Below are 25,607 nucleotides of genomic sequence, written 5' to 3' on the forward strand. Positions count from 1 at the left end.
TATTTTATCATTACAAATGATAATGAGAATCAATATCATGTGATTGAGGGGAGAATGATGTCATCAAACACGTCCAATCCAAAACTTTCAGATGCTAACATTGATGTCCACGTAAAAGGGCGTCCATGGGCTGCGACCCTGATTCTCACGGGAGGCGTGGCAGCACTGATGCTTGGCATGGCATTATCCATATCGCTAGGGGCGGCCGAGATTGATCTAGAGAGCGTATGGGAAGCCGTGTTCTTTTTTAATCCAAGTGTGACGGAGCATCAGATCATACAAGAGCTGCGTATGCCTAGGGTCCTCGGGGGCGCTATGGTAGGCGCCTGTTTTGCCGTATCGGGAGCCATCATGCAGGGGATGACCCGGAATCCGCTTGCCGATTCGGGCCTGCTTGGATTAAATGCGGGAGCAGGATTTGTGATTGCGGTTTGCTTTGCCTTTTTTCCGGGGCTGCCGTATATGTATCTGATTCTGCTCTCATTTGCCGGGGCCGCTTTGGGCGCGCTGCTCGTGTATGGCATCAGCTCGATGTCCAGAGGCGGTTTGACGCCGGTTCGGCTCGTTCTGGCCGGCGCCGCGCTCAGCGCGCTCTTAAGTGCTCTTAGCGAAGGCATCGCATTGTATTTTCGCATCGGACAGGATTTGGCGTTCTGGTATGCCGGCGGCACGGCAGGGATTCATTGGAATCACTTGAAGATCATGCTGCCTTGGATAGCCGCTGCGATATTGGGGGCCATTGCATTATCGCGCTCCGTTACCATGCTTAGTCTTGGGGATGACGTCGCCCGCGGACTGGGTCAGCGAACGGGGCTCGTCAAGCTGGGCGGGACGGTGATCGTGCTGGTGCTTGCGGGGGCCGCCGTCTCGGTTGCCGGAGCGGTAGGCTTTGTCGGTCTCTTGATACCGCATGTCACGCGTAAGCTGGTCGGCGTGGATTACCGGCTCATCATTCCCTGCTCGGCCGTGCTGGGAAGCTTGCTGGTCGTCATTGCGGACCTTGCCGCCAGAATGGTGAACCCTCCTTATGAAACGCCCGTCGGCGCGATCATTGCGTTGATCGGCGTCCCCTTCTTCCTCTATTTGGCACGCAAAGAAAGGAGGGAGCTGTAAATGGAGGCCGTCACAACTGCCATCCAGGCGCGAAGAAGCAGGAAACGGAAAATCATCACCCTGTCTGTGCTGGGTGGATTGATTGTCCTGGTGTTTTTGATCAGCATGAACACCGGCGTGATGAGACTAACCCCTGTCGAGGTCATTACAACGTTGTTTGGCGGCGGAACGGATAAGCAGAATTTGGTGCTGTTTGATTTCCGCTTGCCGCGCATCGTTATTTCGCTGCTTATCGGCGCCGGTTTAGCGGTATCCGGCTGCGTGATGCAGGGAATCTCCCGCAATGCGCTGGCTGATCCGGGTATCCTGGGGATCAATGCGGGAGCCGGGTTGATGGTGATGCTGTTTATTTCGTTGTTCCCGACCACGACAGCGGCCCCGGTCTATCTGCTGCCGGTTTTAGCTCTTGTGGGTGCTTGCTTGACCGCCGCCTTGATCTGCGTGCTTGCCTATAAGAAGAACCAGGGCTTTAAGCCAACGGGTCTTCTGTTGACGGGCATTGCCGTCGCAGCCGGCATAAGCGCGGCTATGATCGTGCTCACGCTGCGATTAAGTCCGGAGAAATACCAGTTTGTCGCCGTTTGGCTGGCAGGCAGCATTTGGGGCTCGAGTTGGAAGTTTGTACTGGCTTTGCTCCCATGGATTCTGGTGCTTCTGCCCTTCGTGATGTACAAAGCTCAGGTGATGAACGTTCTCAATCTTGGAGAGTCGATGGCGACCGGACTGGGGGCTTCCGTAACCAGGGAGCAGTTGAAGCTGCTGGCGGCGGCGGTCGGCTTGGCGGCCTCCTGCGTCGCGGTAAGCGGAGGGATTGGATTCGTCGGGCTGATCGCGCCCCACCTGGCCAGACGCTTGGTCGGTGCGAAGCATCAGATGCTGCTGCCGGCAACGGCGCTGACCGGTGCATTGCTGGTTCTTACAGCGGACACGCTGAGCCGCTCGGTTATTCAACCGTCCGAAATTCCGACAGGAATTGTGGTTGCGGTGATCGGCGCGCCCTACTTCCTTTACCTGTTATCCAGGACCAGAGCTTAGCGGCTCCGGTGCAAGGGGCTAATTGGAGACTGGTGAAGGGGAAGGGACTTGCACATTTTGTTAGCACGGAATAACACTTGTAGAAATCCTTACGCTGCACGGGATAACATGCCTGCTACCATCGTGAATGCAGACCGTATTGTGGTCGCTGCTGATAAAGGCATTGCCGAACAAGGCATCCGCCAGGATCTGCTCGCATCGAGTGGAATATACAGCCGTCTGCATCGAGCCTAATTCGGTGCATGATCCAGGCATACACTACGAAATCAGGAGGAGACAATATGTTCATATCTAGGTTTCGGGTCATTCTCACAATGCTCATCTTATGTTCATTCTTAATTTCCGCATGCGGCGGGAAGAGCAATACGACCGGCAGTGCGGGTACAGCGGGGGAAACGGCTGCAAGCGCCGACAAGCCCCAAACCGAATCCTCAGCTCAGCCTCAGACAAGAAAAGTGGATACTATACATGGAGAAATCCGATATCCGGCTGAGCCGAAGCGAATAGTCGTCGATGCCTATTTGCCTACCCTGCTGCTGCTCGGAGAGAAGCCGGTGGGCGCGACAGCAAAGGATCTCGAGAACGTCCATATCCAAGACATGATCGATGGAATTGAGAGCACGGGCGAGAACGCCACGGAAAAAATCTTGGAGCTCAATCCCGACCTGATTATCAGCGCCAACTCCGATCCGGAAGTGTACGAGAAGCTGTCCAAAATTGCGCCGACGATCATTCTGCCATATGAGACCTATCGAAGCGTGCATGAAGAAGTGGAAGGGCTGGGGGCAATCCTGGGCAAGGAAGAGGAAGCGAAGGAATGGCTGGCCGGGTTTGATGAGAAAATAGAAGCGCTGCGCTTGAAGGTGAACGGCTTGGTGGAGGAAGGAGAAACTTTTTCGATCTTCGGCGCATTCGGCAAAACCTTCTACCTTTATGGCGACGGTATTTATCGCGGAGGATTGGCGATCTATAAGGAGCTTAAGCTTACCCCTCCGGAACGGATCCAACAAGAACTGATTGCCACTGGCGAGACCTACAAAGAGGTGTCCATGGAGGTGCTGAAAGATTATGCGGGCGATTATATCTTCTTTGATGAGTCAGGCGATGCCGAGATGGATAAGAGCAATAAGGTTTGGACATCGATAGAAGCTGTAAACCAGGGGCGGGTGTTTTATCTTGATGCCAAACGCTTCTGGCCGTATGATCCGATTGCCGTCTTGGCCCAGGCCGAGGAAGTGACGGATATGATCGTCAGCCAGAAAGAGAAGGAGAACGCGAAATAATCGTACGTTCATTCATTCAGTCAGCTGAAATCGATCGGGGGGCAAGCTTTTTTCAAACCATAATAACGGGATTATTACTCTGCCAGGTCATGTCTTTCAACTTCAACCGCAACTGCTTGCAGCGGGCTGCTAAGTAAAATGTGGGGGGCTGTGACGGTTATTCGCTCGCCAATTTCTAAATCTTCGTATAAATTAGCATCGGTGATAGGATAGTAGATCACATCATTCGGGTCATCATTATTTAAATAGTCTGATAACGAATGGTTGACTGTATCGTTCCTTGAGATATTATGAACCACCGCGATCACAGGAGTGTTATCTTTCATTTGTTTATCAAAAATAAAATCACCGGTTTCAATCTCGTCCTGATTGCAACCGACAATAGCACTACTAAGAAGCAAAGAAGTTATAGCTGAATATATGGTTCTCCCCATAATCCGTCTCCTATTGTAATGATTGTCTGCGCTTACCGCGCATGCAGCATGCCTTCTTAAATCCTACCATATTTAGTCGATTCTGTAAGCTATAGTTTATCGTGATTTACTCAGTAATTTCCGCAGCCCTTATGAGATAGGTACAGGATCCATATGAAGAGCCGAAAAGCTTAAGAGCCTCCATTTAGGAGGCTCTCTGTTTGCTTATGGATATTTAGGATGCTAGGGCCTGCTCCGTCTGAGCAGCTTTTATCTTTATAGGGAACTTATAGGCATGTGGAACGGGCCCGTCATTATCATATTTAACGTGCATCCGAGGCGGCAGGCTCATCCGCAGCTTTCAGTTTATCGTTCAGAATGCTATCCTCCAGAACGCTGAACTTATCCCCGTATACCTTCGTAATATGCTTTTCTCCCCACGCGCAGAGCATATCGAGAATAACGGTCAGGCTCTTGCCGTATTCACTCAGCTCGTACTCCACCTTGGGCGGGACTTGATTATGAATAATGCGATTGATCACGCCATCGTCCTCCAGCTCCCGCAGCTGCTGTGTCAGCATTTTTTGCGTAATATTCGGCATAAGGCGCTTCAGCTCGCTGGTTCGTTTTCGGCCATGGGTCAGGTGGCAAAGGATTACGCATTTCCACTTGCCTCCAATCACTTCCAATGTCGCTTCAACGGCAATGTTGTATTTCTTCGCTTGCATATTCATCCTCCTATTGGATAGGCACTGGAAAGTAACTACGATACTGAGAAGTGCCTACATTACAAAAAAGTACGTTCTTCACATAAAAATCGATATGGATCATAATAGCATTTGCCAGCTGGATTACACCATACTCAATTTTTTAACAATATACAAGCAAGTCAATAGGATAGGGGGAAATATCAACACCATGATTATAGATAAAAAAAGAAGCTTCTTCGCGCTGCTGGCGCTTGCCGTCAGCGCCTTCGCGATCGGAACAACGGAGTTCATCAGCGTAGGGCTGCTGCCGTTGATATCGGAGGACATGAATATATCCGTAACGACCGCCGGACTAACCGTTTCGATGTACGCCTTGGGCGTCACCTTCGGTGCGCCCATCCTGACGTCGTTTACCTCCAGGATGTCCCGGAAGACCCAGCTGCTATGGATCATGATCATTTTTATTATCGGGAACAGCTTGGCGGCTGGAGCGGCTTCCATCGGCATTCTGCTTGCAGCTCGCGTCCTTTCGGCCTTTTCCCATGGCGTGTTTATGTCAATCGGCTCGGTCATTGCGGCCAGCGTGGTCCCAGAGAACCGCAGAGCCTCTGCCATCTCCATTATGTTTACAGGTCTTACCGTTGCTACCGTGACCGGTGTTCCGATCGGAACGTTTATCGGCCAGCAGTGGGGCTGGAGACTGGCTTTTGTTGCCATTGCTCTGGTCGGTGTCGCTGCTTTCATCGCGAACAGCATTCTGATCCCGTCCGGCATGCCGAAGGGAGAGCGGACCTCATTCCGCGATCAGGCTAAACTGCTGACCAATCGCCGATTGCTGCTGATGCTTCTGATTACCGCACTCGGTTACGGCGGGACCTTTGTTGTCTTTACTTATTTATCCCCATTGCTTCAGGATATAACAGGCTTCAAGGAAAATACAGTAGCCGTCATCCTGCTCGTCTACGGGATTGCCATCGCACTCGGCAACATTATCGGCGGAAAAGCAGCGAATCGCAGTCCGCTCAAAGCGCTGCTCTATATGTTCATTGTGCAAGCATTGGTGCTGATCCTGCTTACGTTCACGGCGCCGTTTAAAGTCGCCGGATTTATTACGATTATCCTCATGGGATTTCTGGCTTTCATGAATGTCCCGGGGCTGCAGGTCTATGTGGTCGAGCTGGCTGAGCGGTTTGCGCCAGGTGCCGTGAATATGGCATCCGCGCTGAACATCGCGGCATTCAATGCCGGGATCGCCATCGGCTCCTTCCTCGGCGGCTTGATCGCGAAATCGATGGGCTTGATTCATACGGCTTGGATTGGGTCGTTGATGGTATTAGCGGCAGTCCTGCTCACGGGATTGAGCTTGAAGCTGGCACGAAAGGATTCGAAGAAGCCGGACCGTTCCAATGCGAGCGCGGCTTGAATGAAAGGTTTATGGTGAAGGGAGGTGATGTTTTAGCGTTTCATCGGAAATACTGCAGCTAGGTTTTCATTCTTCACAACCCAAAAAAATTCGGAGGTTTATCAACATGACAGCAAAACACTTACAAGATACTACCACTTTATATAATGGCGTCAACATGCCTTGGTTTGGACTTGGCGTATTTAAAGTAGAGGAAGGACCGGAGCTGGTAAACGCCGTCCGCACGGCAATTCAGCATGGCTATCGCTCCATAGATACGGCCGCCATTTACGGAAATGAAGAAGGGGTCGGACAGGGCATCCGCGAGGGCTTGGAAGCTGCCGGGATCAAGCGGGAGGATCTGTTTGTCACATCCAAAGTATGGAATGCCGATCTGGGGTATGAGTCCACCTTGAAGGCTTACGAGGAAAGTCTCCGGAAGCTGGGCCTTGAATACTTGGATTTGTATCTTATACACTGGCCGGTTGAAGGGAAATATACAGAGGCGTGGAAGGCGTTAGAAACGCTGTACAAGCAAGGACGCGTCAAAGCGATTGGCGTCAGCAACTTCCAGATCCATCACCTCGAGCAGTTAATGAAGGAAACCGAAATCAAGCCGATGATAAACCAGGTGGAATATCATCCACGACTAACGCAAAAGGAACTGCAGGCGTACTGCCAGGCGAATGAAATTCAGCTCGAGGCTTGGTCTCCATTAATGCAGGGACAGCTCCTGGATCAGGAGGATCTTCAGCGCATTGCTGAAAAGTATCAAAAATCCATCGCGCAGATCATTCTTCGCTGGGATATCCAAAACGGCGTGGTCACGATTCCGAAATCGACCAAGGAACATCGGATTATCGAAAACGCAGATATCTTTGATTTTGAATTGTCCGCTGAAGATATGCAGCGTATCGACAGCCTGAATCAAGATCACAGAGTTGGACCGGATCCGGACAATTTTGATTTCTAAGAAAAATTTGTGTTTACGAAACAATAGAAGTGTAATAATTATTGCGGCTCTCCTGAAACTCGGGCGTAACAACGGGCATCAGGAGGGTCCATTCCTACATAACGGAAGGAGAGAGCGTTCGTGAAATTGGAGTTACAAGGAAAAGTCGCACTGGTTACAGGCTCAACGTCCGGCATCGGCAAAGCGATCGCCATGTCGCTTGCAGCGGAAGGAGCATCAATCATTATTAATGGAAGGCATGAGGATAAAGTAAAACAGACGATCCATGACATTCATGCCGTGCATCCGGATGCCGAGCTGCGTTATGCCGTGGCGGATCTCGGAACGGAGGAGGGCTGTCATCAGATGAGGGAAGCCGCTCCGGTCGTTGACATTCTGATCAACAATATGGGGATTTTTGAGCCTGCTGAATTTTTCGATATCCCTGATTCAGAATGGTTCAGATTCTTTGAGACGAATATCATGAGCGGGGTCCGGTTAACCCGGCACTATTTGAAGAACATGATCAATCGGAATGAAGGTCGAATCATTTTTATCGCGAGTGAAGCAGCCATCATGCCGTCCCAAGAGATGGCGCATTACAGCGCAACCAAGACCATGCAGCTGTCCCTTTCCCGAAGCTTGGCCGAGCTGACGACAGGAACCCGAGTAACGGTCAACACCGTCATGCCCGGGTCTACTCTTACGGAAGGGGTGGAGACGATGCTGAAAACCCTCTATCCCAATGAAGAGCTCACGATCGAAGAAGCGGAGCAGCGGTTTATGAAGGAGAATCGGCCGACTTCCATAATTCAGCGGCTGATTCGTCCAGAGGAGATTGCCGATTTTGTCACGTATCTTAGCAGTCCTAAATCCTCCGCGATTAACGGTTCGGCGCTTCGCATCGACGGGGGCTTGGTACGGAGCGTATTTTAAGCAACTCAGGATTATGGATGCTCCGATCCGTTAGGTTCGGTATTTCTGCCTGAAGGATTTGGGTTTGATGCCTGCATAGCGAATAAAGCACCGTATGAAATACGGAAATGAGCCGAATCCGGTTTCTTCGGCAATCCGTCCGATCGGATCGTTGGTATGGATCAGCAATCGCTTGGCTTGTTCAATCCGATGCCGTGTCAAATATTCCAAGGGCGTGCAGCCGAACGCTTTTTTCATGCAAATAGACAGATAGTTCTGATGAAAATGCATGGCCTCCGACAATCTGCGATAGCTCACCGGTTCTTTATAATGCTGTCTGAGATAACTTGCGGTCCGCTCCGCAATGGCATAATGAGGGTGGAGATGCTGGATCCCCTCCTCTTCAGCTTGGAACAGCAGGAGCAGTTCTTGGAGAAGCTGCTGCTGCTTCCAGCGTGCCGTGGATGAAGGTGATTGTTGAAGGATCTGCAGCTGTTCCAGGAGGAGAACGGCATCTTCCTTCGAAGGAAGCACTCCGTATTTAGGGATATAGAACGAGAAGGTTTCGATTTGTGCATAAGGCTGATCGGATTGCGATAAGGCAAAAGGGGGCCGTTCCTCCGCTTCCATCCAGGACCCCAGCGTCTGAAAATGCAGCCAATAAAAATGCGTTTCCTCCTGGCAGGGCAGAAATGTCCGGTGGGCTGCATCCGGTCTTAAAATCAAGTAGCTGCCGGCCTTCACCCTGTAACATACATCGTTATCCTCCAGAAACAACGCTCCTCGGGTGACCAAAATGAGATCAAACACCCCGATATTAAACCGATCCGGGTGTTTGTCTCCCTCCTGGTAGGTATCTTCACCACTAATAATATAATGGGGCAGCGGCGGTGCCGTGAATTGGATCATCATGTGCGGCCGGGCCTCCTCCTCTTGCTAACTTGTCTCTATGATAATCGTTAACGCCTACCGGATACAAGAATCAAGCATGTTGTAATCGGATAAAAAGATGTTGTTTCTGTGTATAGGGTAACGCCCGGTTGAAATGATATATTTCTACCAGTGCACCGAAAAGACAGAAACAAGGAGCGTGAAGTTTCATGCTGCATCAGACTGCTTTTAACAGCTTGCCATTAGGCGCGATAAAGCCGGCCGGCTGGCTGAAGGATCAGCTGGAGATCCAAGCAAGCGGGTTGACCGGACGCTTGGAGGAACATTGGAAAGACGTCGGAGAAGACAATGGATGGCTGGGCGGCCGGGGAGAAAGCTGGGAGCGGGGGCCTTATTATGTCGATGGCTTGCTTCCGCTGGCGTATTTGCTGGAGGACGACGCCTTGATTGCCAAGGCCAATCGGTGGATCGAATGGTCGCTTGCGAGCCAGCAGGAGAATGGCCTATTCGGTCCGGCGCGAATTACCTCCGTGAACCAGGATATTGATAAGGAGCAGGACTGGTGGCATTACATGATCATGCTCAAAGTGATGATGCAGCATGAGGAAGCAACGGGCGATGAACGGATTATCCCGTTTTTGACCAAGTTTTCGAGGTATGTCCACTCGGTTATCGAGGAGCAGCCGCTGCGGGGCTGGGCCAAAGCAAGGGGAGCGGAGATGCTCTTGTGCATCGTGTGGTTGTATAAACGCACACAGCAACCGTTTCTGTTAGAGCTTGCCGGTATCGTAGCCGGACAAACCACGGACTGGAGCGATATTTTCCATGATTTCCCGTTCTGGAGAAAAGTGGAAGCGTGGGATTGGACAACCCATGTCGTGAATGTAGCGATGGGCATTAAAACGCCGGGCGTATTATTTGAATTGTATGGCAACCCGGTGGAACGGGAAAGCGTGCATCGGGGCATCGATTCTCTAATGACGTATCACGGTCAGGCGCACGGCATGTTCTCCGGAGACGAATGGTTATCCGGCACCCATCCGAGTCAAGGCGTGGAATTATGTGCCGTCGTCGAGTATATGTTCTCAATGGAGCAGCTGACGAGAATATTCGGGGAAGGACGCTTCGGGGACATTTTGGAAAAGGTTGCATTTAATGCGCTACCTGCCACCATCTCTCCGGATTGGACCTCGCATCAGTACGATCAGCAAGTCAACCAGATCATCTGCAATGTCGCTCCGCGGGCATGGAGCAACGGACCCGACGCCAACGTGTTCGGTCTCGAACCGAACTTTGGATGCTGCACGGCCAACATGCACCAAGGCTGGCCGAAGCTGGCCGCGCATTTGTGGATGAAAGATCAGGAGGAGGGGCTCGTTGCCGTCTCCTATGCGCCTTGTACGGTTAGAACGACCGTCGGCCGCCAGGGCATTCCGGCCGAGATCGAGGTAACCGGCGAATACCCGTTCAAGGATCGTGTAGGGATCCGCATGTCTTTGGAGCGCGCGGAAACGTTCCCTTTATCGCTGCGCATCCCCGCCTGGTGTGAGCAAGGGCAACCCGTCATTACCCTGAACGGGCTTGAATTGCCTTATCAAGTCGAGTCGGGTTACGCCAAGATCGTACGGCATTGGCAGAACGGCGACCGACTGGAACTTCACTTGCCCATGGAAGTCAGGTTGGTATCCCGAAATATGTACGCCACCAGCATCGAGCGAGGGCCGCTGGTGTATGTGCTGCCCGTCAAGGAAAATTGGCAGATGATCCGGCAGCGCGACATGTTTCACGATTGGGAGCTATACCCTGAATCCCCATGGAAATACGGCCTGCTGGGCGATACGCCGTTCGAGATAATCGAACAGGACATGGTTCGCCAGCCGTTCCAGGCACAGGATGCGCCTGTCAGAGTGAAGGTTTGGGGCCAGCTGATCCGGGATTGGAGAATGGAAGGCAACAACGCCGGCAACCCTCCGCTGCATCCGAATACGGACGGTCAGCCCGTTACGGAATTGGAGCTGGTCCCGTACGGAAGCGCCAGGCTGCGGATCGGTGAATTTCCGCTCATCGGGGAGCGGAGAAGAGCTGCTAGGAGATAGGCATTAAGGCTAAAGCATTATAAAGCGCTAAACATTAAGCGTTAAAACAAAAAGAGTTAGAACAAAAAGAGTTGAATATATAGCGTTGGACATAAGCGTTGGACATAAGCGTTGGATATAAGCGATAGATATAAAGCGTTAAACATGCAACATTGAATATAAAGCGTGAAGCATAAGCCTTTTTAGGGGTAAGGCTCTAAGCAAGGGCGGATTGCATTGATAAACCGCATTGCCAGTGAAATGTTCCCTGTTCCCCTTTCAAGTAGACAAGACGAACTAAAACATCTGTTAAGATGGAATGGATCTTGTTGAACGGAGGGGGTTTTTCGTTGTACGACTTATCGCTCCAGTTGCTGATAAGTGTTTACGAACCATGAGAATACGCATAATATGAGGTTATAATTTTTATCAGTATTGTTACACCGGAAATAATGGGAAGCACCTCGGAGGTTATTACAGTTTTAAAGGCCAAGGCAACTTCTAAAATAAAGGGAGTTACGGAGGAGCATATTTTGCGGGAAATAAATTGGGTGGAGAAAAACGAGGCGCTGGTGTCATTGCTGGAACATGAAACTACATTTCAAGTCACCTCGCTAGATTCCGGCCTGGAAGCAGAAGTGTTGAAGATTGCCACGTCAACGGCAGACTATGTACTAAAGGTATGGAACAAAGAGTCCAAGCCTGACGTTCCAATGCAGTATCAAACACTGAAAGCATTGCACTCGCGCGGTAGAGCAGTAACGAAGCCACTGGGGTGGGGGACGGACCCGAATGGCAGTCCAGTAATGCTGACCAGCTACGACGGCAGGCCTGTGCCGAGTGTGAATCCGTCTAAAATTGATAGGCTTGCGAAGATGTTAATAGATATACATAACATGCCACTCGATAGCATAAGCGGACTCGGACTGCCGAAGCATGACTTCATCTCTTATTTTTATCCACGGATTGCAGAGTTCCCCGATATCCAGCAGCCTTTGACGGAGCTTGTCCAGCGCGCGAACATGAAACATGAATGTGTCATCCATGGCGATTATCACCTGGGCAATATTCTTGAGAATGAACGCGAGCTGACTGTGATCGACTGGACGAATGTCCAAATCGGCGATCCCCGTTACGATATCGCCTGGTCGACGGTTTTATTTTGGATATATGTGAGTGAAGAGCAAGCTTTCTTCTACCGGAATGTATTTTGCGCCGATAACCGGTGCGAAGCGGAGGAGCTTGAGCTGTTTGAAGCGATAGCCTGTCTGCGCTGGATCTTGCTCAGTAGAGTCGACCACCCACCCATTAGAAAGGACACCATCGCAAGGGTCAGGTCGATCTTGAACAGCAACAAGTATTTGTATTCCAAGCTTCTCGAAGTTTGATCCTAAAATGATACCGCTGCTCCTCTACCAGTGGGAGGATGAATGAGGAATCTTGGAGAACTACATTGAGCCCCGTACAGCCATTTTACAATGGAGGGTACGGGGCTTTTTCGTGTTAATTCAGCAGCGGAATAGGACTTTGTTGGTCAGGGTGACGGTGTCAAATAAGGGGCGCGGCCTTGAGTTTGTCCATTGCCTGGACAAGTCCCGAAAAGGGAATTGTCCAGGGCAAAAGAAGCTCCCCGAGGCGGAGCAAGTCCCGGAAAGGGACTTGTGCGGGCAAAAGGAGCTCTAATGACGTAGCAAGCTGACTTTTAAAAGAGAGAGTTGACATACGACTGGCTTTTCCTTTAACCTATTCATGTAATCGTTTACGTAATCGATTACATGAATATGCTGGGGTTGAGGTGAGCCAGGCATGGCAAGAGCGACCATTAAACAAGTAGCAGAGGCGGCAGAGGTATCCACGGCGACCGTATCAAGGGTGCTGAATCATACCGGCTTTGTAAGCGACGAGATTAAAGAGCGAGTGATGGCGGCGGTGAACAGGTTGAATTACCGTCCAAGCGCCATTGCCCGCAGTTTGAAGCAGGACAGGACCTATATGATCGGGGTCGTCGTTCCCGATATATCCAACCCTTATTTTATGGGAATCTCCAGAGGAATTGAGGATATTGTAGGCACAGAAGGCTTTCAGCTAATATTCTGCAGCTCGGATGAGAACCCCGACAAGGAAAGACGACTGCTTAAGCTAATGCTGGAAAAACGGGTGGATGCTGTCGTGCTAGCAACGTCAGGCGGAAACGACCCGGCGATCAAGCAGCTGGCAGATGCCAATATGCCGATCGTTCTCGTGGACCGCAAGCCGGATTCTACGGAAGCGGGCTTGACGCTCGATCTGGTAGCCGAGGACAATACGGAAGGCGCTTCCCGCCTGACTCGAAAGCTGCTTGAGGATGGCCATACGGCGATCGGAGTCGTAAACGGTCCAACGCGGTCCAGTACGGGCAGGGAACGCCTGAAAGGCGTCCGGAAAGCGATGAAGGAGTACGGCCTGAGCGAGGAACCCATGGTGTATAATGGAGATTTTTCAACGGAGGACGGTATCCAGGCAGTACGGCATTTTTTGGGTGCGGACCATCGTCCCACCGCGATTATCTCTCTGAATAACCGTATGAGCCTTGGCGTGCTGCTTGAGATTATACGCAGCGGTTTAAAGATTCCGTCCGACATCGCTGTAGCCTCTTTCGGTGAAGTTGAGGCCGGGCCGCTGCTTAAAGAATCAGGAATCTACTATCTGGAACAGCGTCCTTATGACATGGGAATCAAAACCGGAGAAATTCTTCTGCGTCGCATTCGCGAGGAAGCGCCGCTGATGAAACCGGCATTTGAGATATATGGCACTGAAGTGAAACAGCTGAATTGATCCTATACTTGGAGGAGATTGATTATGAAGCGGGTATACACGATAGGCGTGGATTTCGGGACGGAATCGGGCAGAGCCCTGCTGGTTGATATCACGAACGGGCAAGAAGTTGCAACCCATGTGACGCCATATCCGCACGGAGTCATGGACGAGGTGCTGATCCACTCGGGTTCGAAGCTGGAGCAGGATTGGGCGCTGCAGCATCCGGGCGATTACCTGGAGGTGATACGGCAGTCGATTCCGCGTGTCCTGGCTGAGGCAAACGTCTCACCGGATCAAGTCATCGGGATCGGCATCGACTTCACGGCATGCACGATGATGCCGCTGGATGCCGGGGGAACCCCGCTGTGCATGCTCGACGAGTGGAGGGACCATCCGCACAGCTGGGTCAAGCTGTGGAAGCATCACGCGGCGCAGGATGAAGCGAACCTGATCAATGAGACGGCTAAACGGCGAGGGGAGACATTTCTGGCACGCTACGGAGGGAAGCTGTCCTCGGAATGGATGCTTGCGAAATCTTTGCAGATTCTGAACGAAGCTCCCGAGCTGTATGAGCAAGCTGTACTATTCATGGAGGCTGCCGATTGGGTGGTGATGCAATTGACCGGTCAGCTTGCAAGAAGCAGCTGCACCGCCGGTTATAAAGCCAATTGGCATAAGCGAGAGGGGTATCCGTCCAAGCAATTCCTGCAGTCGCTTGATCCAAGATTCGGAGATCTCGTGGAGACGAAGCTGAGAGGACCGGTCAAGCCGCTGGGTTCCAAAGCGGGCGGATTAACCGAATCGATGGCCGCTCTGACCGGGCTTCTTCCGGGTACCGCGGTAGCCGTAGCCAACATCGATGCCCATGCCATGGTGCCGGCCGTCAGTGTCGTAACCCCGGGCAAGCTGGTCCTCGCCATGGGAACCTCGACTTGTCATTTGATTTTAAGCGACAAGGAAGTGACGGGGGAAGGCATTTGCGGCGTTGTTGAGGATGGAATTATTCCCGGCTATTACGGGTATGAGGCAGGACAGTCGGCTGTCGGCGATATTTTCGCCTGGTATGTGGATGAGGCAGTGCCAGAATATGTCTGGCACAAGGCTGCAGAAGAGCGACTTGGAATACATGAGTGGCTTGAGAAGGAGGCGGCGCAATATGCGCCTGGCCAAACCGGCCTGCTGGCGATCGACTGGTGGAACGGAAGCCGTTCCGTCCTGATGGATGCTGATCTCAGCGGCGTCATCCTTGGTTTGACCCTGCAGACCAAGCCAGCGGAAATATACCGGACGCTGCTGGAGGCCACCGCCTTTGGAACGCGGGCGATCATCGACGCATTTACGGAAAGCGGCATGGACGTTCAGGAGCTCTACGCTTGCGGCGGTTTGCCGCAGCGTAACCGGCTGCTGATGCAAATCTATGCCGACGTTACCGGCAAAGAAATCAAAGTTGCGGATACCGTCCAGACCGCTGCTTTTGGTGCAGCAATGTTCGGCGCAGTGGCGGCAGGCAAGGAGCAGGGCGGCTTTGGGAGCATCGTAGAAGCTGCAGAAGCCATGGCCCGTGTTCGGGAAGAAACCTTTAAGCCGATTGAGGCGAATGTGCGTATATATGATCGATTGTACAAGGAATATAAAGGACTGCATGATTATTTGGGAAGAGGCGAAAACGGGGTGCTGAAGCGCTTAAAGGCATTAAAGAGCGGCGGTCGGCAATAAATCTTTGTACTCATAACACTTTCAAAAAATATGAACGGCCGTTTTTCCGTACACCAGTGCGGAACGGTCGTTCTTTATTTTTATCAAAGGAATTTTGCATAAAGCGCGGTTCTTCTTAATGCCCAATAGCCTTCTATTTCCCCTGGATAAATCGGCTCAACTTGATGAATAGCCGGCGGCATCCTCCGCCCCGGGACGGAGCTGTACTTAATGCCATAGACGGTGTAATCCGGTACATCTCATCATGTATGCTTAACCTAATGAAATCGGGATGCGTTCCGATGGATGAAAACAATCCTAAAACGCGGCGTATCCGACATAGGGTGGGTGAATTATCTGTTTATATTCAAAAACGCCTTGCAAAGCATGTGGATGGCATGGGAGCGCATTTTTATCTGGTCTTCGCGTTTTCGCGGTTCACATACGTTTCGCTTCGGAATCTGCACTGTCATGATCAAGAAGCATCGAGGGGCGCCGATCATCTGCGCCGATTCGACCGTCATTTCACACGGGGATTGGATCGGCGAGCTTCATCTTGATAACGCTGAAATCTTGAGCCTGATCCGTACCGAGGGTCCCGACCTCGCAGCGCTCAAAATCGCAAGGCTCGGCCGGCGATCAATGAAGCTTATCAGCCGGGCCTATGCCGATCAGTCCGAGTTCAACGAAGTAAGAGCTTTGATCGGCATCACATTGCTCCACCGCGGATTGACGCATGGTCTCGGTTTCGAGATGCAGACCATGAAACAAGGCTTGCTCCGAAGATTGACCACGTCCTATCTTCGTCTGCTCTTGTCAGTGCTGCACCCCGAAGGCAAAAACCGGATTGGTCGCCGAAGGGAGCAGCTCATTCCGATGAAGCTGATCCATACCCGCGCATCGCTTGCGAGACGGTTTCCAAGCCCGGTCCAAGAGACGGTGATGGAACAAGCGCGGTAGCCTTCAAATAAGCCAACTAGAGGCTAAGGGCTAGAGGTTAGAGGCTCGATAAGCATCCGAGAAAAAAGCATTCGGTTGCCCGGATCAGGCAGGATGTCACGAATTATGGGTTGGAGGTAGCAGGATTATATGGAGGATTGGTATAAGCTGGATCACGCAGGGAAGCTGTTTCCAGCCGTGGCGGGCCAGCAAAACTCATCAACCTACCGGTTGTCGTTCTTATTGAAACATCCCGTAAAGCCACCGATTTTACAGAAGGCGCTGGATAGCGTAATCAGGCGCTTCCCGCTGCTTCATGTGGAAATGGGGAACGGATTGTTCTGGAAATTTTTGCGGGAAAGGGAGTCGCCGCTGGAAGTGGAGCCGGAAGGCAGATACCCTTGCGCACCGGTCGCGCTCTCGGACTCGAGCGCAAGTCTGGTTCGCATTCTGTATCACGACAGCAAGATCAGTGTCGAAATTTTTCATGCATTGACCGACGGCGGGGGTGCCCTTGAGTTTCTGAAAACGTTAGTGTTCCAGTATTTACGTCTGCTTGGCGAAAACGTGGACGACAAGCAGGGGATGATCCTGCCGCCTGCGTCGTTTGCCAGATATGCGGAAGCGCAGGACAGCTTCAAGGCCCACTATACTTCAGAGCCGCCGCTAGACTTGGACAAGGCTCCGGAGGCGTTTCAAATCCGCGGGACACGCTTTGTTCCCTACGGTCATAATGTCATTCACGGCATGCTTCGCGCCTCCAGCTTGAATGCATGCGCGAAGGAGAAGGGCGTGACGCTAACGGCGTATTTGACGGCCATTCTGGTGATGGCGGTCCTTCATGCGGGTGAGCCGTTAAATACGGAGCGTCGCCCGATCGTGATCAGTATGCCGGTGAATCTGCGAAACATCTTTCCATCCAGCAGCCTGCGCAACTTTTTTGCGGTCATCAACATTGTCATCGCTGGGGCAGAGGAAATGAATTTCGAGCAGGTGCTCGAACAAGTCCAGCAGCAAATGAAAGAGAAAACAACGAAGTCTTATTTATCTCGCGTGATGTCCGGCAGCATGAAATACGAAAACACCTTCCTATCGCGAATCGCACCCTTGAAGCTGAAGGATCTGGCGATCCGCTACGGATTTGACCATTATGGGGAAGTTGCCAAGACCCTTACGCTTACCAACCTCGGCAAGGTCGATGTGCCGGAAGGGATGGCGGCGCATATTGAAGCGATGGAAACAACGATGTACCCTACGGCCAAAAGCCCATTGAACTGCGCTGTATGCTCCATCAACGATCAGCTGACCGTGACTTTCGCTAGAAATATCGTGGAGAGCGACATGATCATGCACTTCTTCCGCCAGCTTTCCGGATTAACCGGTCTCGACGTCAGAATTGTCAGCAATGATTGGGGGATGGGAGCATGAGATGCGATAGCTGCGGCGTTAGTGTGGACCCGGCCCATGCCGTTTGTCCGCTTTGTCGGCGAAATACGGCCGGAATCGGCAAAGCGGCGGGCAACCGCTGGTATCCTTCCTATCCGGCAGTGCCGGCCCCGCGCGCGAGCGGCGCGTTGGCCCGATCGCTGATCTTTGCGATAGTGGCGGTTATCAGTATTACCCTCATCATTAACGTTTTGGGTAACCGTGATGTATGGTGGAGTCTGTTTGTTGCACCTTGTGTGCTGTACGGCTGGCTGCTCATCCGTCACACATGGATGTCGAAATCACATCTAGGGGCAAAAATCGTCGTGCAATGGCTCGGCCTGTCCGGCATGCTGCTATGGATCAACGCGCTTTCGGGCGGAAGCTCCTGGTCAACCGGGTACGTCATCCCGTTCCTGGTTATGGCTGCAACCTTGCTGATGACGTTGATCTGCCTTGCTAAGCCTCGTGGCTGGCGCGATTTCGCAGGATATTTGCTCCTTTTGATGATCCTGGGATTCACCCCTTTACTGTTCTTTCTGCTCGGTCTCTCGAACGTATTATGGCCGTCGGTGTCGGCAGCGATGTATGCCCTGTTGACATTCGGCGGGATGTGGCTGCTTGCGGACAAGGGCTTTCGTAAAGAAGTGAAGCGCAGGCTGCACTACTGACGAGGGTCATGAGGCGAGGACACCAATGGGCCAATCAACAACAAAGCAAATGTGAATCGCAGCGTTCGGACTGACCTCGCCTATCATGCTTTCCCCGTTCTTCAGTCTAGGAGCCAGCACATATCGCCACACTCTTACGTTATGCGTCGGTTATCATCCCCCGGCTGTATCGGAACAGGACGTGAACCGTCTACTGGACGATATGATAAGTGAACTAACCGATTACTGCTTTTGATGACGAATTCATGAATAGGCTTCCAGCCGTCACGCTTACGTGATGAGGCCGGGAGCTTTTTTGTATTGAGGAGGAAGGTGGCATATACAGGATCGAACCCCGCAAGAGAAATTATATTTTGAAGTAGTTTTTATTTCTTTTTAACGTAAGTTACAGTTGACTTATAGAGTAATATAAATTACTCTTGGAAGCAACAAGGTAGTTCACTAAATACTGGTATTCAGTGATGCCTGGTCATTTAAGGAGGAGAGACTATATGTCCAAGGTGCATGGGTTGAAACCGGATGTTCATTCGCTTCATGGATTTTTCAGCAAAGAGCTTGAGCCTGCTCTTTATATTCAGTCCGGGGATACGGTCGAGTATCAAACGCTGGATGCGGGATGGGGACTTGCGAAGCGTTCTTCGCCGGGCGAGCCGAGATTGAAGTTTACCGAGCGCCTGCCGGAGCGGCAGGAGAAGCAGTTTGGGCATGCTTTGCTGGGCCCCGTTCATATCGAAGGGGCAGAGCCTGGGAGCACACTGGAGATTAAGATCAATGAGATTGTACCCGGCTCCTGGGGCTGGACCTCTGCCGGAGGCTTCCCAAGCTATTGGAACGAGAGGCTGGGCATGGCGGATGTCCCTGAAGTGACGCTGGATTTTGAACTGGATGCCCGTACGATGATCGGACGAAGCCAGTTCGGGAATTTCAAATACGGCGTTCGTCTGAAGCCGTTTATGGGAATTATGGGCATGCCGCCCAAAGAAGACGGCAGACACTCTACGTTTGTCCCCCGGCCATATGGAGGAAACCTGGACTGCAAAGAATTAACCGCAGGCAGTACGTTGTATCTGCCGGTCCCGGTAAGCGGCGGCTTATTCTCAACAGGGGATGGCCATGCTGCGCAAGGGGACGGAGAAGTTAGCGGACCCGCCTTGGAATGCCCCATGGAAAAGGTGAGTTTGACCTTCCGCGTCCTCAATGACATGCCCATTACGATGCCGAGGGCAAAGACGTGCACGGGCTGGCTGACGATGGGCATCCATGAGGATCTGGAACAAGCGATGTGGCTCGCTGTGAACGGGATGTTGGATCTTATGACCGAGCTCTATGCGATGTCAAGGACGGAAGCATATGCCTATGCCACCTTGACGGTGGATTTAAGAATTACGCAAATCGTGAATACGGCAAAGGGCGTGCATGCTTTCCTGCCATTCGACGCCTTGAGATAAGGAATTTGATTACATACATACTCCAGGCTCAAGCAAGAGCACAAGAGAAACCGCGGAATGAAGGATATTTCTTCATTTTAAAAATTTGTTTATACCCAGGAGGAACTGCATATGCAATTATTTGAAACGATGGTGAATAACAATGGTGTCCATATTCACGTGACGGAGGCGCATCAAGAACTGAAGCGGGAAGGAGTTCCGCTCGTTATCATTCCAGGGTTGTCGGAATCGGCAGATGATTACATCGGCATTATACAGAAGCTCTCTCCTAGACATATCGTTGTGATCACGCTCCGCGGACGGGGCAAAAGCGACTCCCCTTCATCGGGATATACGCTCGAGGATCATATCGGCGACATTGACGCGGCTGTCCGTCATCTTGGACTTGAGTCGTTCATCCTCATGGGGTATTCAAGAGGCGTGTCGTATCAGCTCGGCTATGCCGTACAGCATCCTGAACGCATTCGGGGTTTGATCATCGGCGACTATCCCGCCATTCATACCCAGCTGCCGCCAGGTTGGGTGGAATTCTTCGCCTCCTTGCCGCCGTGGCGGGGGAAGAAGCTGTTTGATCGGATGCGGGCCGAGGCTCTGCATGCACTGCAGCGGGAATCATCCAAGGTAGAACTGTGGGATGATCTGACCACTTTGACTTGTCCAGCCTTGATTATCCGTGGCGTAAAACCGCATCCCGGGTTATCATTAGAGGCAGCGGAACAGTATAAGCTGAAGCTGCCGCAGGCCAAGCTTGTGGAATTCGATCAGCATGACCATAATATTTTCGAGCCGGACGCGGGAGCGTTTGTCCGCACCGCCGATTCCTTTATGAACGCGATAAAGTGAGATCCTGAAAACCATGAATCCATTATTAAAAAAGGGTGTACGCATTTGGATAATCTGAAGCTTAACGTATCGCTGCTGCGACAAAGAGTCCCGAACCTGACCAGCGCAGCCAAGTCGGTTGGATTGCGGCCGGCCACGGTCTCCAATCTATGCACGGGTAAGATCCCGGTCGGCCGGGCGGAAGTCCGCACAATTGCCGCATTGGCAGCGCTGGCGAAATGCAGTCTGGATGAGCTGATCTTGCGCGGAGAACGGATCGATATGATCGAGACGGGCATTAAGCCGCTCGATTTATTTGCTCCGATCGCCAAAGGCGGGACCGTAGGTTTAGTCGCCCGACCCGGAATGGGGCAGCTGGTGCTTCTTGGCGAATTGTTTCATCATTTTAAACAGGATGGTTACTTGACGATTCTGCTGAAACCGGAAGGGGAGTATCCCGAGCTGCAGGATTTGCTGGATGATGTGGAGCGAGTGGCGTATTCCATAGAAGAAGTTTATGATATCGCGGTGAGCGGGCCGCCGGGTAAAGAAATGATGTTCGCCGCGGACCGGGAGCATGTGCTGACCGGAAAAATATACGAGCTCCAGGAGCGACTGCAGCAGGAGGGCATCCAGCATGTCACCACATTCCTCGTCGACCTGAAAGGGGCGGTTGTGGATGAGGATATGCCTTACGGTCCGCTTGAGACGCTGTGGTATTTCGATGCCGATCTGGCGGCAAGACATCGGTTTCCAGCCGTCAATCCCCTCTATTCCACATCGTCTGTGCTGGAAGGTGCCCATCTGGATCAGAATCATGCCTCGGTCCAGCAGCGGGCCCAGAAGCTGCTGCGGCGTTATCGTGAGCTTCGCTCCTTAGTGAATGTAAGGGGACTGCAGGCGATTCCTGCATCGGAAATGGAAGTTTATCAACGAGGGGAGCGTCTGGAGGCATACCTGACGCAGCCTTTTCACATTGCACAAGCTTATACCGGAAGAGAAGGGGAACGGGTACCGCTGCAAGACACATTGCATGACGTTCAGGCTATTCTGAATGGAAGCATGGATCACCGGGAGGTAGAGAGCTTAACCTGGATCGGGAAGCTAGGTTAGTGCCGTAACAAGAGCCAGAAAGCCGAATCTGCCTCGTAAAGCAGAATTCGGCTTTTGATGTGTTCTCGAATAATTTCGGATTTCCCATTGAACATCATAGGTTCCTTTAATATAATTATCCAAGCTCTAATCGACGGACAGGTACATGCGGCAGGGTAAAAAAGGACACCCGTTTTGGGACCGGCCGTTCGGTTATCCAACAAAATAGAAGGAGACATGGGGAATGAAGAACAAAAAGAATTGGATGATTACGGCAGCGATTGCAGTATTATTGCTGCTCGTGTTCGTCCCGGTCCAGCAATCTTACAGTGCGGAGGGGTCTTCGGCAGCTGAAGTGTCGGGAAGTGCTCTTGAGGGGCAGTTTCACCTCAGCCATGTCGTAAAAATCTACATCCCGTCCACGGTGAAGGGAAATATTGAAATCACCGAAGAGGCACAGCAAAAATTCGTAGATCAGGCATTAACGAAATTTTCGCAATGGTTCGGCGGCGCTACGGCTATTGATGGTGAGGGTGCTTGGGTGGACAAAGATCAGAAGCTGATCAAGGAGAATGTTACGATTGTGTACGCCTATGCCGAGAAACTGGATAAGAAATCATTGGACCAAGTGGTGGCGTATGCCAAGCAGCTGAAAGAGGACCTTGCCCAATATGCGATTTCCCTAGAAGTGGATGGGAAAATGTACTTTATCGAATAGAAAGCAATATCATAACGTGAACCCACAGGTATTATTACTTAACTTATGCATCATCTTACTTAACCATTATGATCATAGCGAAAGGGCTGACGCCTCTCATCCTGCAGCAGGGGATGAGAGGGCCAGCTTTTTTTTTTGCGCACAGCTAGTATAGAAATCTCCACAGATAGAAGGTAGCGTAGGATTCCCAATTGACCCATCGAGCCGACAGCTTCCGGATCTCTTCCTTCGTCGGCTTCTTCTCCATGCCCATCACATGCTTGATCGCATTATGCAGACCCACGTCATCGATCGGAAAGGCGTCCGGCATCCGAAGGCAGCGCATCAGCACATAATTCGCTGTCCAGGGACCAATGCCGCGGATCGCGATAAGCATGTTCTCCGCTTGCTTGAGGCTTCCGGCTTCAAGCAGCTTCTCCTTGGTCAATGCCCCATCGGCCATGAGCTTGGCCACGTTCAGAACGTACTCGCATTTCTTCACCGTCATCCGCAGACCGCTGAGGTCGTGGACGCTTAGCGCTGCAATATCCTCCGGTCTTGGGAAAATCCAATAGGACTCTCCCTCGCATGGGATGCGCCGGCCAAATGCTTCTACGAAACGCCTCTTTAACGTATAGGCATAGGTCAAATTGATCTGTTGACCGAGAATGCCCCAGCACAGCGCCTCGAACAGATCAGGGATTCCCATGTTGCGAAGCCCATAGAAGGTTTGGACGGCATCGCGCAGAAGAGGATCTGCAGATGCCATCTCATAGAACGGCACCAGGTCGGTGTTCATGTCGAACCAATCGCGGACATACGCTGCCGCGTCAGCGCGCAAACAGGGCTCAACAGGGAGGAAATCCCCAAGGAAACGAACAATCACGGCCTGTTCGTGAGGGGCTTCGCGTACTTCAATTACGACGATATCTTCCCCATGGCTCAAGGGAAGAGCTCGATAGATCCGGTCATTGCGGACGTGAAACAGACATTCATTCGGTGAGCGCTGCAGGTATTTCAAATTCTCTTTAAAGCTGAATTCCTTCGGCGCGAACAGCTTGAGTTCATGCTGATGATCCTCCCAGCCGGTATGATGAACCGGATTCTGATTGGAAAGCCCGGCGGAATTCGAAGCAGCCGGAAGTTTCGTATTGGAAAGACTGCCCGATGTGTGGTTAGCGCTTGGTTCTGAAGGTTGTGCAGACGTTCGGCCGCCTGGTGCCGGCTTGGAATGGGACATGATGCATCGTTTCCTTTCGCTCAAAATATCTATTACACTAGTTGTACCATATTTCCGAAGCAAATTATTTTGTAATCTTGCTCTTATATTCCAAAAACCGTACAACGAGCTGGACCTGTGGTTATAATGTTAGCGGAGGTGAATGAAACGTGGCCAACCGGATCGAGCCAAGCGAAGCACAATGGAAGGCGATTATCGAAAATGATAAAGCGAGCGACGGCAAGTTTTTTTACGCGGTCGAGACGACCGGGATATTCTGCAGGCCTTCCTGCAAATCCAGACCCCCAAAAAAAGAAAATGTGCGGGTGTTCCAATCGGCGGATGAAGCAAGATCCGAGCATTTCCGTCCCTGCAAACGGTGCAAGCCAACGGGAGAGCGCCTGCCGGACCATGAATGGATCGAGCTCGTCAAGGAGTACATTGATAAACATTACAACGAGCAATTAACGCTCGATTTACTGGCCGATGTGAGCCACGGCAGTCCGTATCACCTTCACCGCATATTCAAGCGGGTTACCGGAATGACCCCGACGGAATATATCCAGAAGCTGCGCGTCGATAAAGCCAAGCAGCTCCTGACGGATACGGCTAAACCTATCGCTGATATCGGTCAGTTGGTCGGGATAGAGAATACGGCTTACTTCGTGACGTTGTTTAAGAAGAAGACGGGATCGACTCCTTTAAGCTATCGTCGGCAAGCTTTAAATCATCCAATGATGGAGGTAATTAATCATGATGGAATCCAATCCTGATGTGATCCGCTGGACGCGGCTGACTCATGCTGGCTGGAGCCTGTACATTGCTGCCACGGAGCAAGGCTTATGCTATGTCGGTTCACAGGATCATACGTTTGATGAGCTGGCGGAATGGGTCGGGGCTAAATATCCCGGTGCGGGGCTTGTGCAGGATGACCGCATCATGAAGCCCTATGTAAAAGAACTGGAGGAATATATGCAGGGAAAGCGTGACCGCTTCGGGATGGCTATGGATTATAAGGGGACTCCTTTTCAAATGGCAGTGTGGCATGCGCTGTGCCAAATCCCCTATGGGAAGACCGCCACATATACGGACATCGCCCAAACCATCGGAAAGCCTGCCGCGGTTCGAGCGGTTGGGGCCGCCGTCGGGGCGAATCCGCTCTTGATCACCGTGCCATGTCACCGGGTTATCGGCAAGAACGGTACTTTGACGGGCTATCGCGGAGGTCTGGCGATGAAGACCAAGCTGCTGGAGCTTGAGCGTGAACATGAGCAAGCTATGCAGATGGAGACCGTGGAGCATGTCTAATACGCTTCCTGAACGTATCGAAGGGCTGAACTGGGAAGGGATTCAAGCGGAGCTTGATGAACACGGCTATGCCGTGGTTCGGAAGCTGCTGCAGCCCGAAGAGTGTACGGCAATCATAGACACGTATCAAGAAGAAGCGCGGTTCCGTAGTACGATTAACATGGCGCGGCACCGGTTCGGGATCGGTGAGTACAAATACTATCAGGCTCCCCTCCCGGAACTGCTGCAGCAGCTCCGGGAAGGCTTCTATCCAGGGCTGGCGCTAACGGCCAACCGCTGGCTGGCAAGGCTAGGAAGCGAGGAAAGGTACCCGGCACAGCTGGATGATTTTCTGGCGGAATGCCATGCTCAGGGGCAGCGTCGCTCAACGCCGTTGATATTAAAATACGAGGAAGGCGGATATAACTGTCTGCATCAGGATTTGTACGGGGATGTGTTTTTTCCATTCCAGGTCGTGTTCGTATTAAACGAAAAAGAGAACGATTATACGGGCGGTGAATTTCTGCTGGTGGAGCAGCGGCCCCGCGCGCAGAGCCGGGGGCATGTTATCACCTTGGAGCAGGGCTCAGGCCTGATATTTCCGACCCATCACCGGCCGGTGATGGGTACCCGGGGATTTTACCGGACGATGCTGCGGCATGGTGTGAGTACGATCACCTCAGGGACCAGGTACAGCCTGGGGATCATTTTCCATGATGCCAGATGA

At 51.9% G+C, this 25,607-nt stretch carries 24 protein-coding genes; 20 read left to right on the forward strand and 4 right to left on the reverse strand.

The window, feature by feature from the left end; translation table 11 throughout:
• Positions 1-57: 57 nt before the first annotated feature.
• From BBD41_RS26800 to BBD41_RS26815, 3 genes are all read left to right on the forward strand, one after another.
• Complete coding sequence (locus BBD41_RS26800) at positions 58-1,113, forward strand: FecCD family ABC transporter permease (RefSeq protein WP_099480817.1); 1,056 nt, start codon at positions 58-60, stop codon at positions 1,111-1,113.
• The gene (locus tag BBD41_RS26805; RefSeq protein ID WP_099479652.1) at positions 1,114-2,148 is read left to right on the forward strand and encodes a FecCD family ABC transporter permease; all 1,035 of its coding nucleotides are present in this window, start codon (positions 1,114-1,116) and stop codon (positions 2,146-2,148) included. It abuts the gene before it with no gap.
• A 281-nt stretch (positions 2,149-2,429) separates the two neighbouring features.
• Positions 2,430-3,431: an ABC transporter substrate-binding protein gene (locus tag BBD41_RS26815; protein ID WP_099479654.1), complete on the forward strand. Its 1,002-nt coding sequence runs from the start codon at positions 2,430-2,432 to the stop codon at positions 3,429-3,431.
• Between the two features lie 74 nt (positions 3,432-3,505).
• On the opposite strand, the gene BBD41_RS26820 is transcribed toward BBD41_RS26815, so the two are convergent.
• Both BBD41_RS26820 and BBD41_RS26825 read right to left on the reverse strand, forming a co-directional pair.
• Complete coding sequence (locus BBD41_RS26820) at positions 3,506-3,865, reverse strand: DUF3221 domain-containing protein (protein ID WP_099479656.1); 360 nt, start codon at positions 3,863-3,865, stop codon at positions 3,506-3,508.
• Between the two features lie 302 nt (positions 3,866-4,167).
• A complete protein-coding gene (locus BBD41_RS26825) occupies positions 4,168-4,572 on the reverse strand; it encodes a winged helix-turn-helix transcriptional regulator (RefSeq protein WP_077566788.1) in 405 nt (134 codons plus the stop codon).
• A 190-nt stretch (positions 4,573-4,762) separates the two neighbouring features.
• Here BBD41_RS26825 and BBD41_RS26830 point away from each other — a divergent pair, with 190 nt between their 5' ends.
• The 3 genes from BBD41_RS26830 (at position 4,763) to BBD41_RS26840 (ending at position 7,844) form a co-directional block, all read left to right on the forward strand.
• Positions 4,763-5,977, forward strand: coding sequence for an MFS transporter (locus BBD41_RS26830; RefSeq protein ID WP_099479658.1), 1,215 nt, complete (start codon positions 4,763-4,765; stop codon positions 5,975-5,977).
• 106 nt (positions 5,978-6,083) lie between these two features.
• A complete protein-coding gene (locus BBD41_RS26835; RefSeq protein ID WP_099479660.1) occupies positions 6,084-6,929 on the forward strand; it encodes an aldo/keto reductase in 846 nt (281 codons plus the stop codon).
• A gap of 120 nt (positions 6,930-7,049) precedes the next feature.
• Complete coding sequence (locus tag BBD41_RS26840; protein WP_099479662.1) at positions 7,050-7,844, forward strand: SDR family NAD(P)-dependent oxidoreductase; 795 nt, start codon at positions 7,050-7,052, stop codon at positions 7,842-7,844.
• A 30-nt stretch (positions 7,845-7,874) separates the two neighbouring features.
• Here BBD41_RS26840 and BBD41_RS26845 read toward each other — a convergent pair whose 3' ends face one another.
• Entirely contained in the window at positions 7,875-8,735 is an 861-nt protein-coding gene (locus tag BBD41_RS26845; protein WP_099479664.1) for a helix-turn-helix transcriptional regulator, read from the reverse strand.
• A 188-nt stretch (positions 8,736-8,923) separates the two neighbouring features.
• On the opposite strand from BBD41_RS26845, the gene BBD41_RS26850 reads away from it, so the two are divergent.
• The 11 genes from BBD41_RS26850 (at position 8,924) to BBD41_RS26905 (ending at position 22,395) form a co-directional block, all read left to right on the forward strand.
• Positions 8,924-10,810 (forward strand): beta-L-arabinofuranosidase domain-containing protein, encoded by a 1,887-nt coding sequence (locus BBD41_RS26850; RefSeq protein WP_099479666.1) that lies wholly within the window; start codon positions 8,924-8,926, stop codon positions 10,808-10,810.
• 512 nt (positions 10,811-11,322) lie between these two features.
• Positions 11,323-12,177 (forward strand): aminoglycoside phosphotransferase family protein, encoded by an 855-nt coding sequence (locus BBD41_RS26855; RefSeq protein WP_237086932.1) that lies wholly within the window; start codon positions 11,323-11,325, stop codon positions 12,175-12,177.
• A gap of 418 nt (positions 12,178-12,595) precedes the next feature.
• Positions 12,596-13,603: a LacI family DNA-binding transcriptional regulator gene (locus tag BBD41_RS26865; RefSeq protein ID WP_099479670.1), complete on the forward strand. Its 1,008-nt coding sequence runs from the start codon at positions 12,596-12,598 to the stop codon at positions 13,601-13,603.
• A gap of 24 nt (positions 13,604-13,627) precedes the next feature.
• Positions 13,628-15,301, forward strand: a complete 1,674-nt coding sequence (locus BBD41_RS26870) for a ribulokinase (RefSeq protein ID WP_099479672.1) — start codon at positions 13,628-13,630, stop codon at positions 15,299-15,301.
• A 285-nt stretch (positions 15,302-15,586) separates the two neighbouring features.
• Complete coding sequence (locus BBD41_RS26875; RefSeq protein WP_317616216.1) at positions 15,587-16,240, forward strand: YkoP family protein; 654 nt, start codon at positions 15,587-15,589, stop codon at positions 16,238-16,240.
• 129 nt (positions 16,241-16,369) lie between these two features.
• Entirely contained in the window at positions 16,370-17,647 is a 1,278-nt protein-coding gene (locus BBD41_RS26880; RefSeq protein WP_099479674.1) for an alcohol acetyltransferase, read from the forward strand.
• A complete protein-coding gene (locus BBD41_RS26885; protein WP_099479677.1) occupies positions 17,644-18,315 on the forward strand; it encodes a DUF6320 domain-containing protein in 672 nt (223 codons plus the stop codon). The genes BBD41_RS26880 and BBD41_RS26885 overlap by 4 nt, the downstream gene beginning before the upstream one ends.
• A gap of 491 nt (positions 18,316-18,806) precedes the next feature.
• Positions 18,807-19,763: an acetamidase/formamidase family protein gene (locus tag BBD41_RS26890; RefSeq protein WP_099479678.1), complete on the forward strand. Its 957-nt coding sequence runs from the start codon at positions 18,807-18,809 to the stop codon at positions 19,761-19,763.
• A 111-nt stretch (positions 19,764-19,874) separates the two neighbouring features.
• Positions 19,875-20,606 carry an alpha/beta fold hydrolase gene (locus BBD41_RS26895; protein WP_077566775.1) on the forward strand — a complete coding sequence of 244 codons (732 nt, stop codon included), beginning with the start codon at positions 19,875-19,877 and terminating at the stop codon, positions 20,604-20,606.
• Positions 20,607-20,651: 45 nt separating this feature from the next.
• Positions 20,652-21,698 (forward strand): P-loop NTPase family protein, encoded by a 1,047-nt coding sequence (locus tag BBD41_RS26900; protein ID WP_099479680.1) that lies wholly within the window; start codon positions 20,652-20,654, stop codon positions 21,696-21,698.
• Between the two features lie 223 nt (positions 21,699-21,921).
• A complete protein-coding gene (locus tag BBD41_RS26905; protein WP_077566773.1) occupies positions 21,922-22,395 on the forward strand; it encodes a DUF3574 domain-containing protein in 474 nt (157 codons plus the stop codon).
• Between the two features lie 145 nt (positions 22,396-22,540).
• Here the strand turns inward: BBD41_RS26905 and BBD41_RS26910 are convergent, their stop codons facing one another.
• Positions 22,541-23,614: a DNA-3-methyladenine glycosylase family protein gene (locus BBD41_RS26910; protein ID WP_099479683.1), complete on the reverse strand. Its 1,074-nt coding sequence runs from the start codon at positions 23,612-23,614 to the stop codon at positions 22,541-22,543.
• A 149-nt stretch (positions 23,615-23,763) separates the two neighbouring features.
• On the opposite strand from BBD41_RS26910, the gene BBD41_RS26915 reads away from it, so the two are divergent.
• Genes BBD41_RS26915 through BBD41_RS26925 form a run of 3 tightly spaced genes read left to right on the forward strand, consistent with a single transcriptional unit; the run spans position 23,764 to position 25,607 of the window.
• Positions 23,764-24,366 carry a bifunctional transcriptional activator/DNA repair enzyme AdaA gene (locus tag BBD41_RS26915; protein WP_077566771.1) on the forward strand — a complete coding sequence of 201 codons (603 nt, stop codon included), beginning with the start codon at positions 23,764-23,766 and terminating at the stop codon, positions 24,364-24,366.
• Positions 24,350-24,901 (forward strand): methylated-DNA--[protein]-cysteine S-methyltransferase, encoded by a 552-nt coding sequence (locus BBD41_RS26920; protein WP_077569010.1) that lies wholly within the window; start codon positions 24,350-24,352, stop codon positions 24,899-24,901. The genes BBD41_RS26915 and BBD41_RS26920 overlap by 17 nt, the downstream gene beginning before the upstream one ends.
• Entirely contained in the window at positions 24,894-25,607 is a 714-nt protein-coding gene (locus tag BBD41_RS26925; RefSeq protein WP_099479685.1) for a 2OG-Fe(II) oxygenase, read from the forward strand. Before BBD41_RS26920 ends, BBD41_RS26925 begins: the two co-directional genes overlap by 8 nt.

Source organism: Paenibacillus ihbetae, from assembly GCF_002741055.1.
Taxonomy (GTDB): domain Bacteria; phylum Bacillota; class Bacilli; order Paenibacillales; family Paenibacillaceae; genus Paenibacillus_AQ; species Paenibacillus_AQ ihbetae.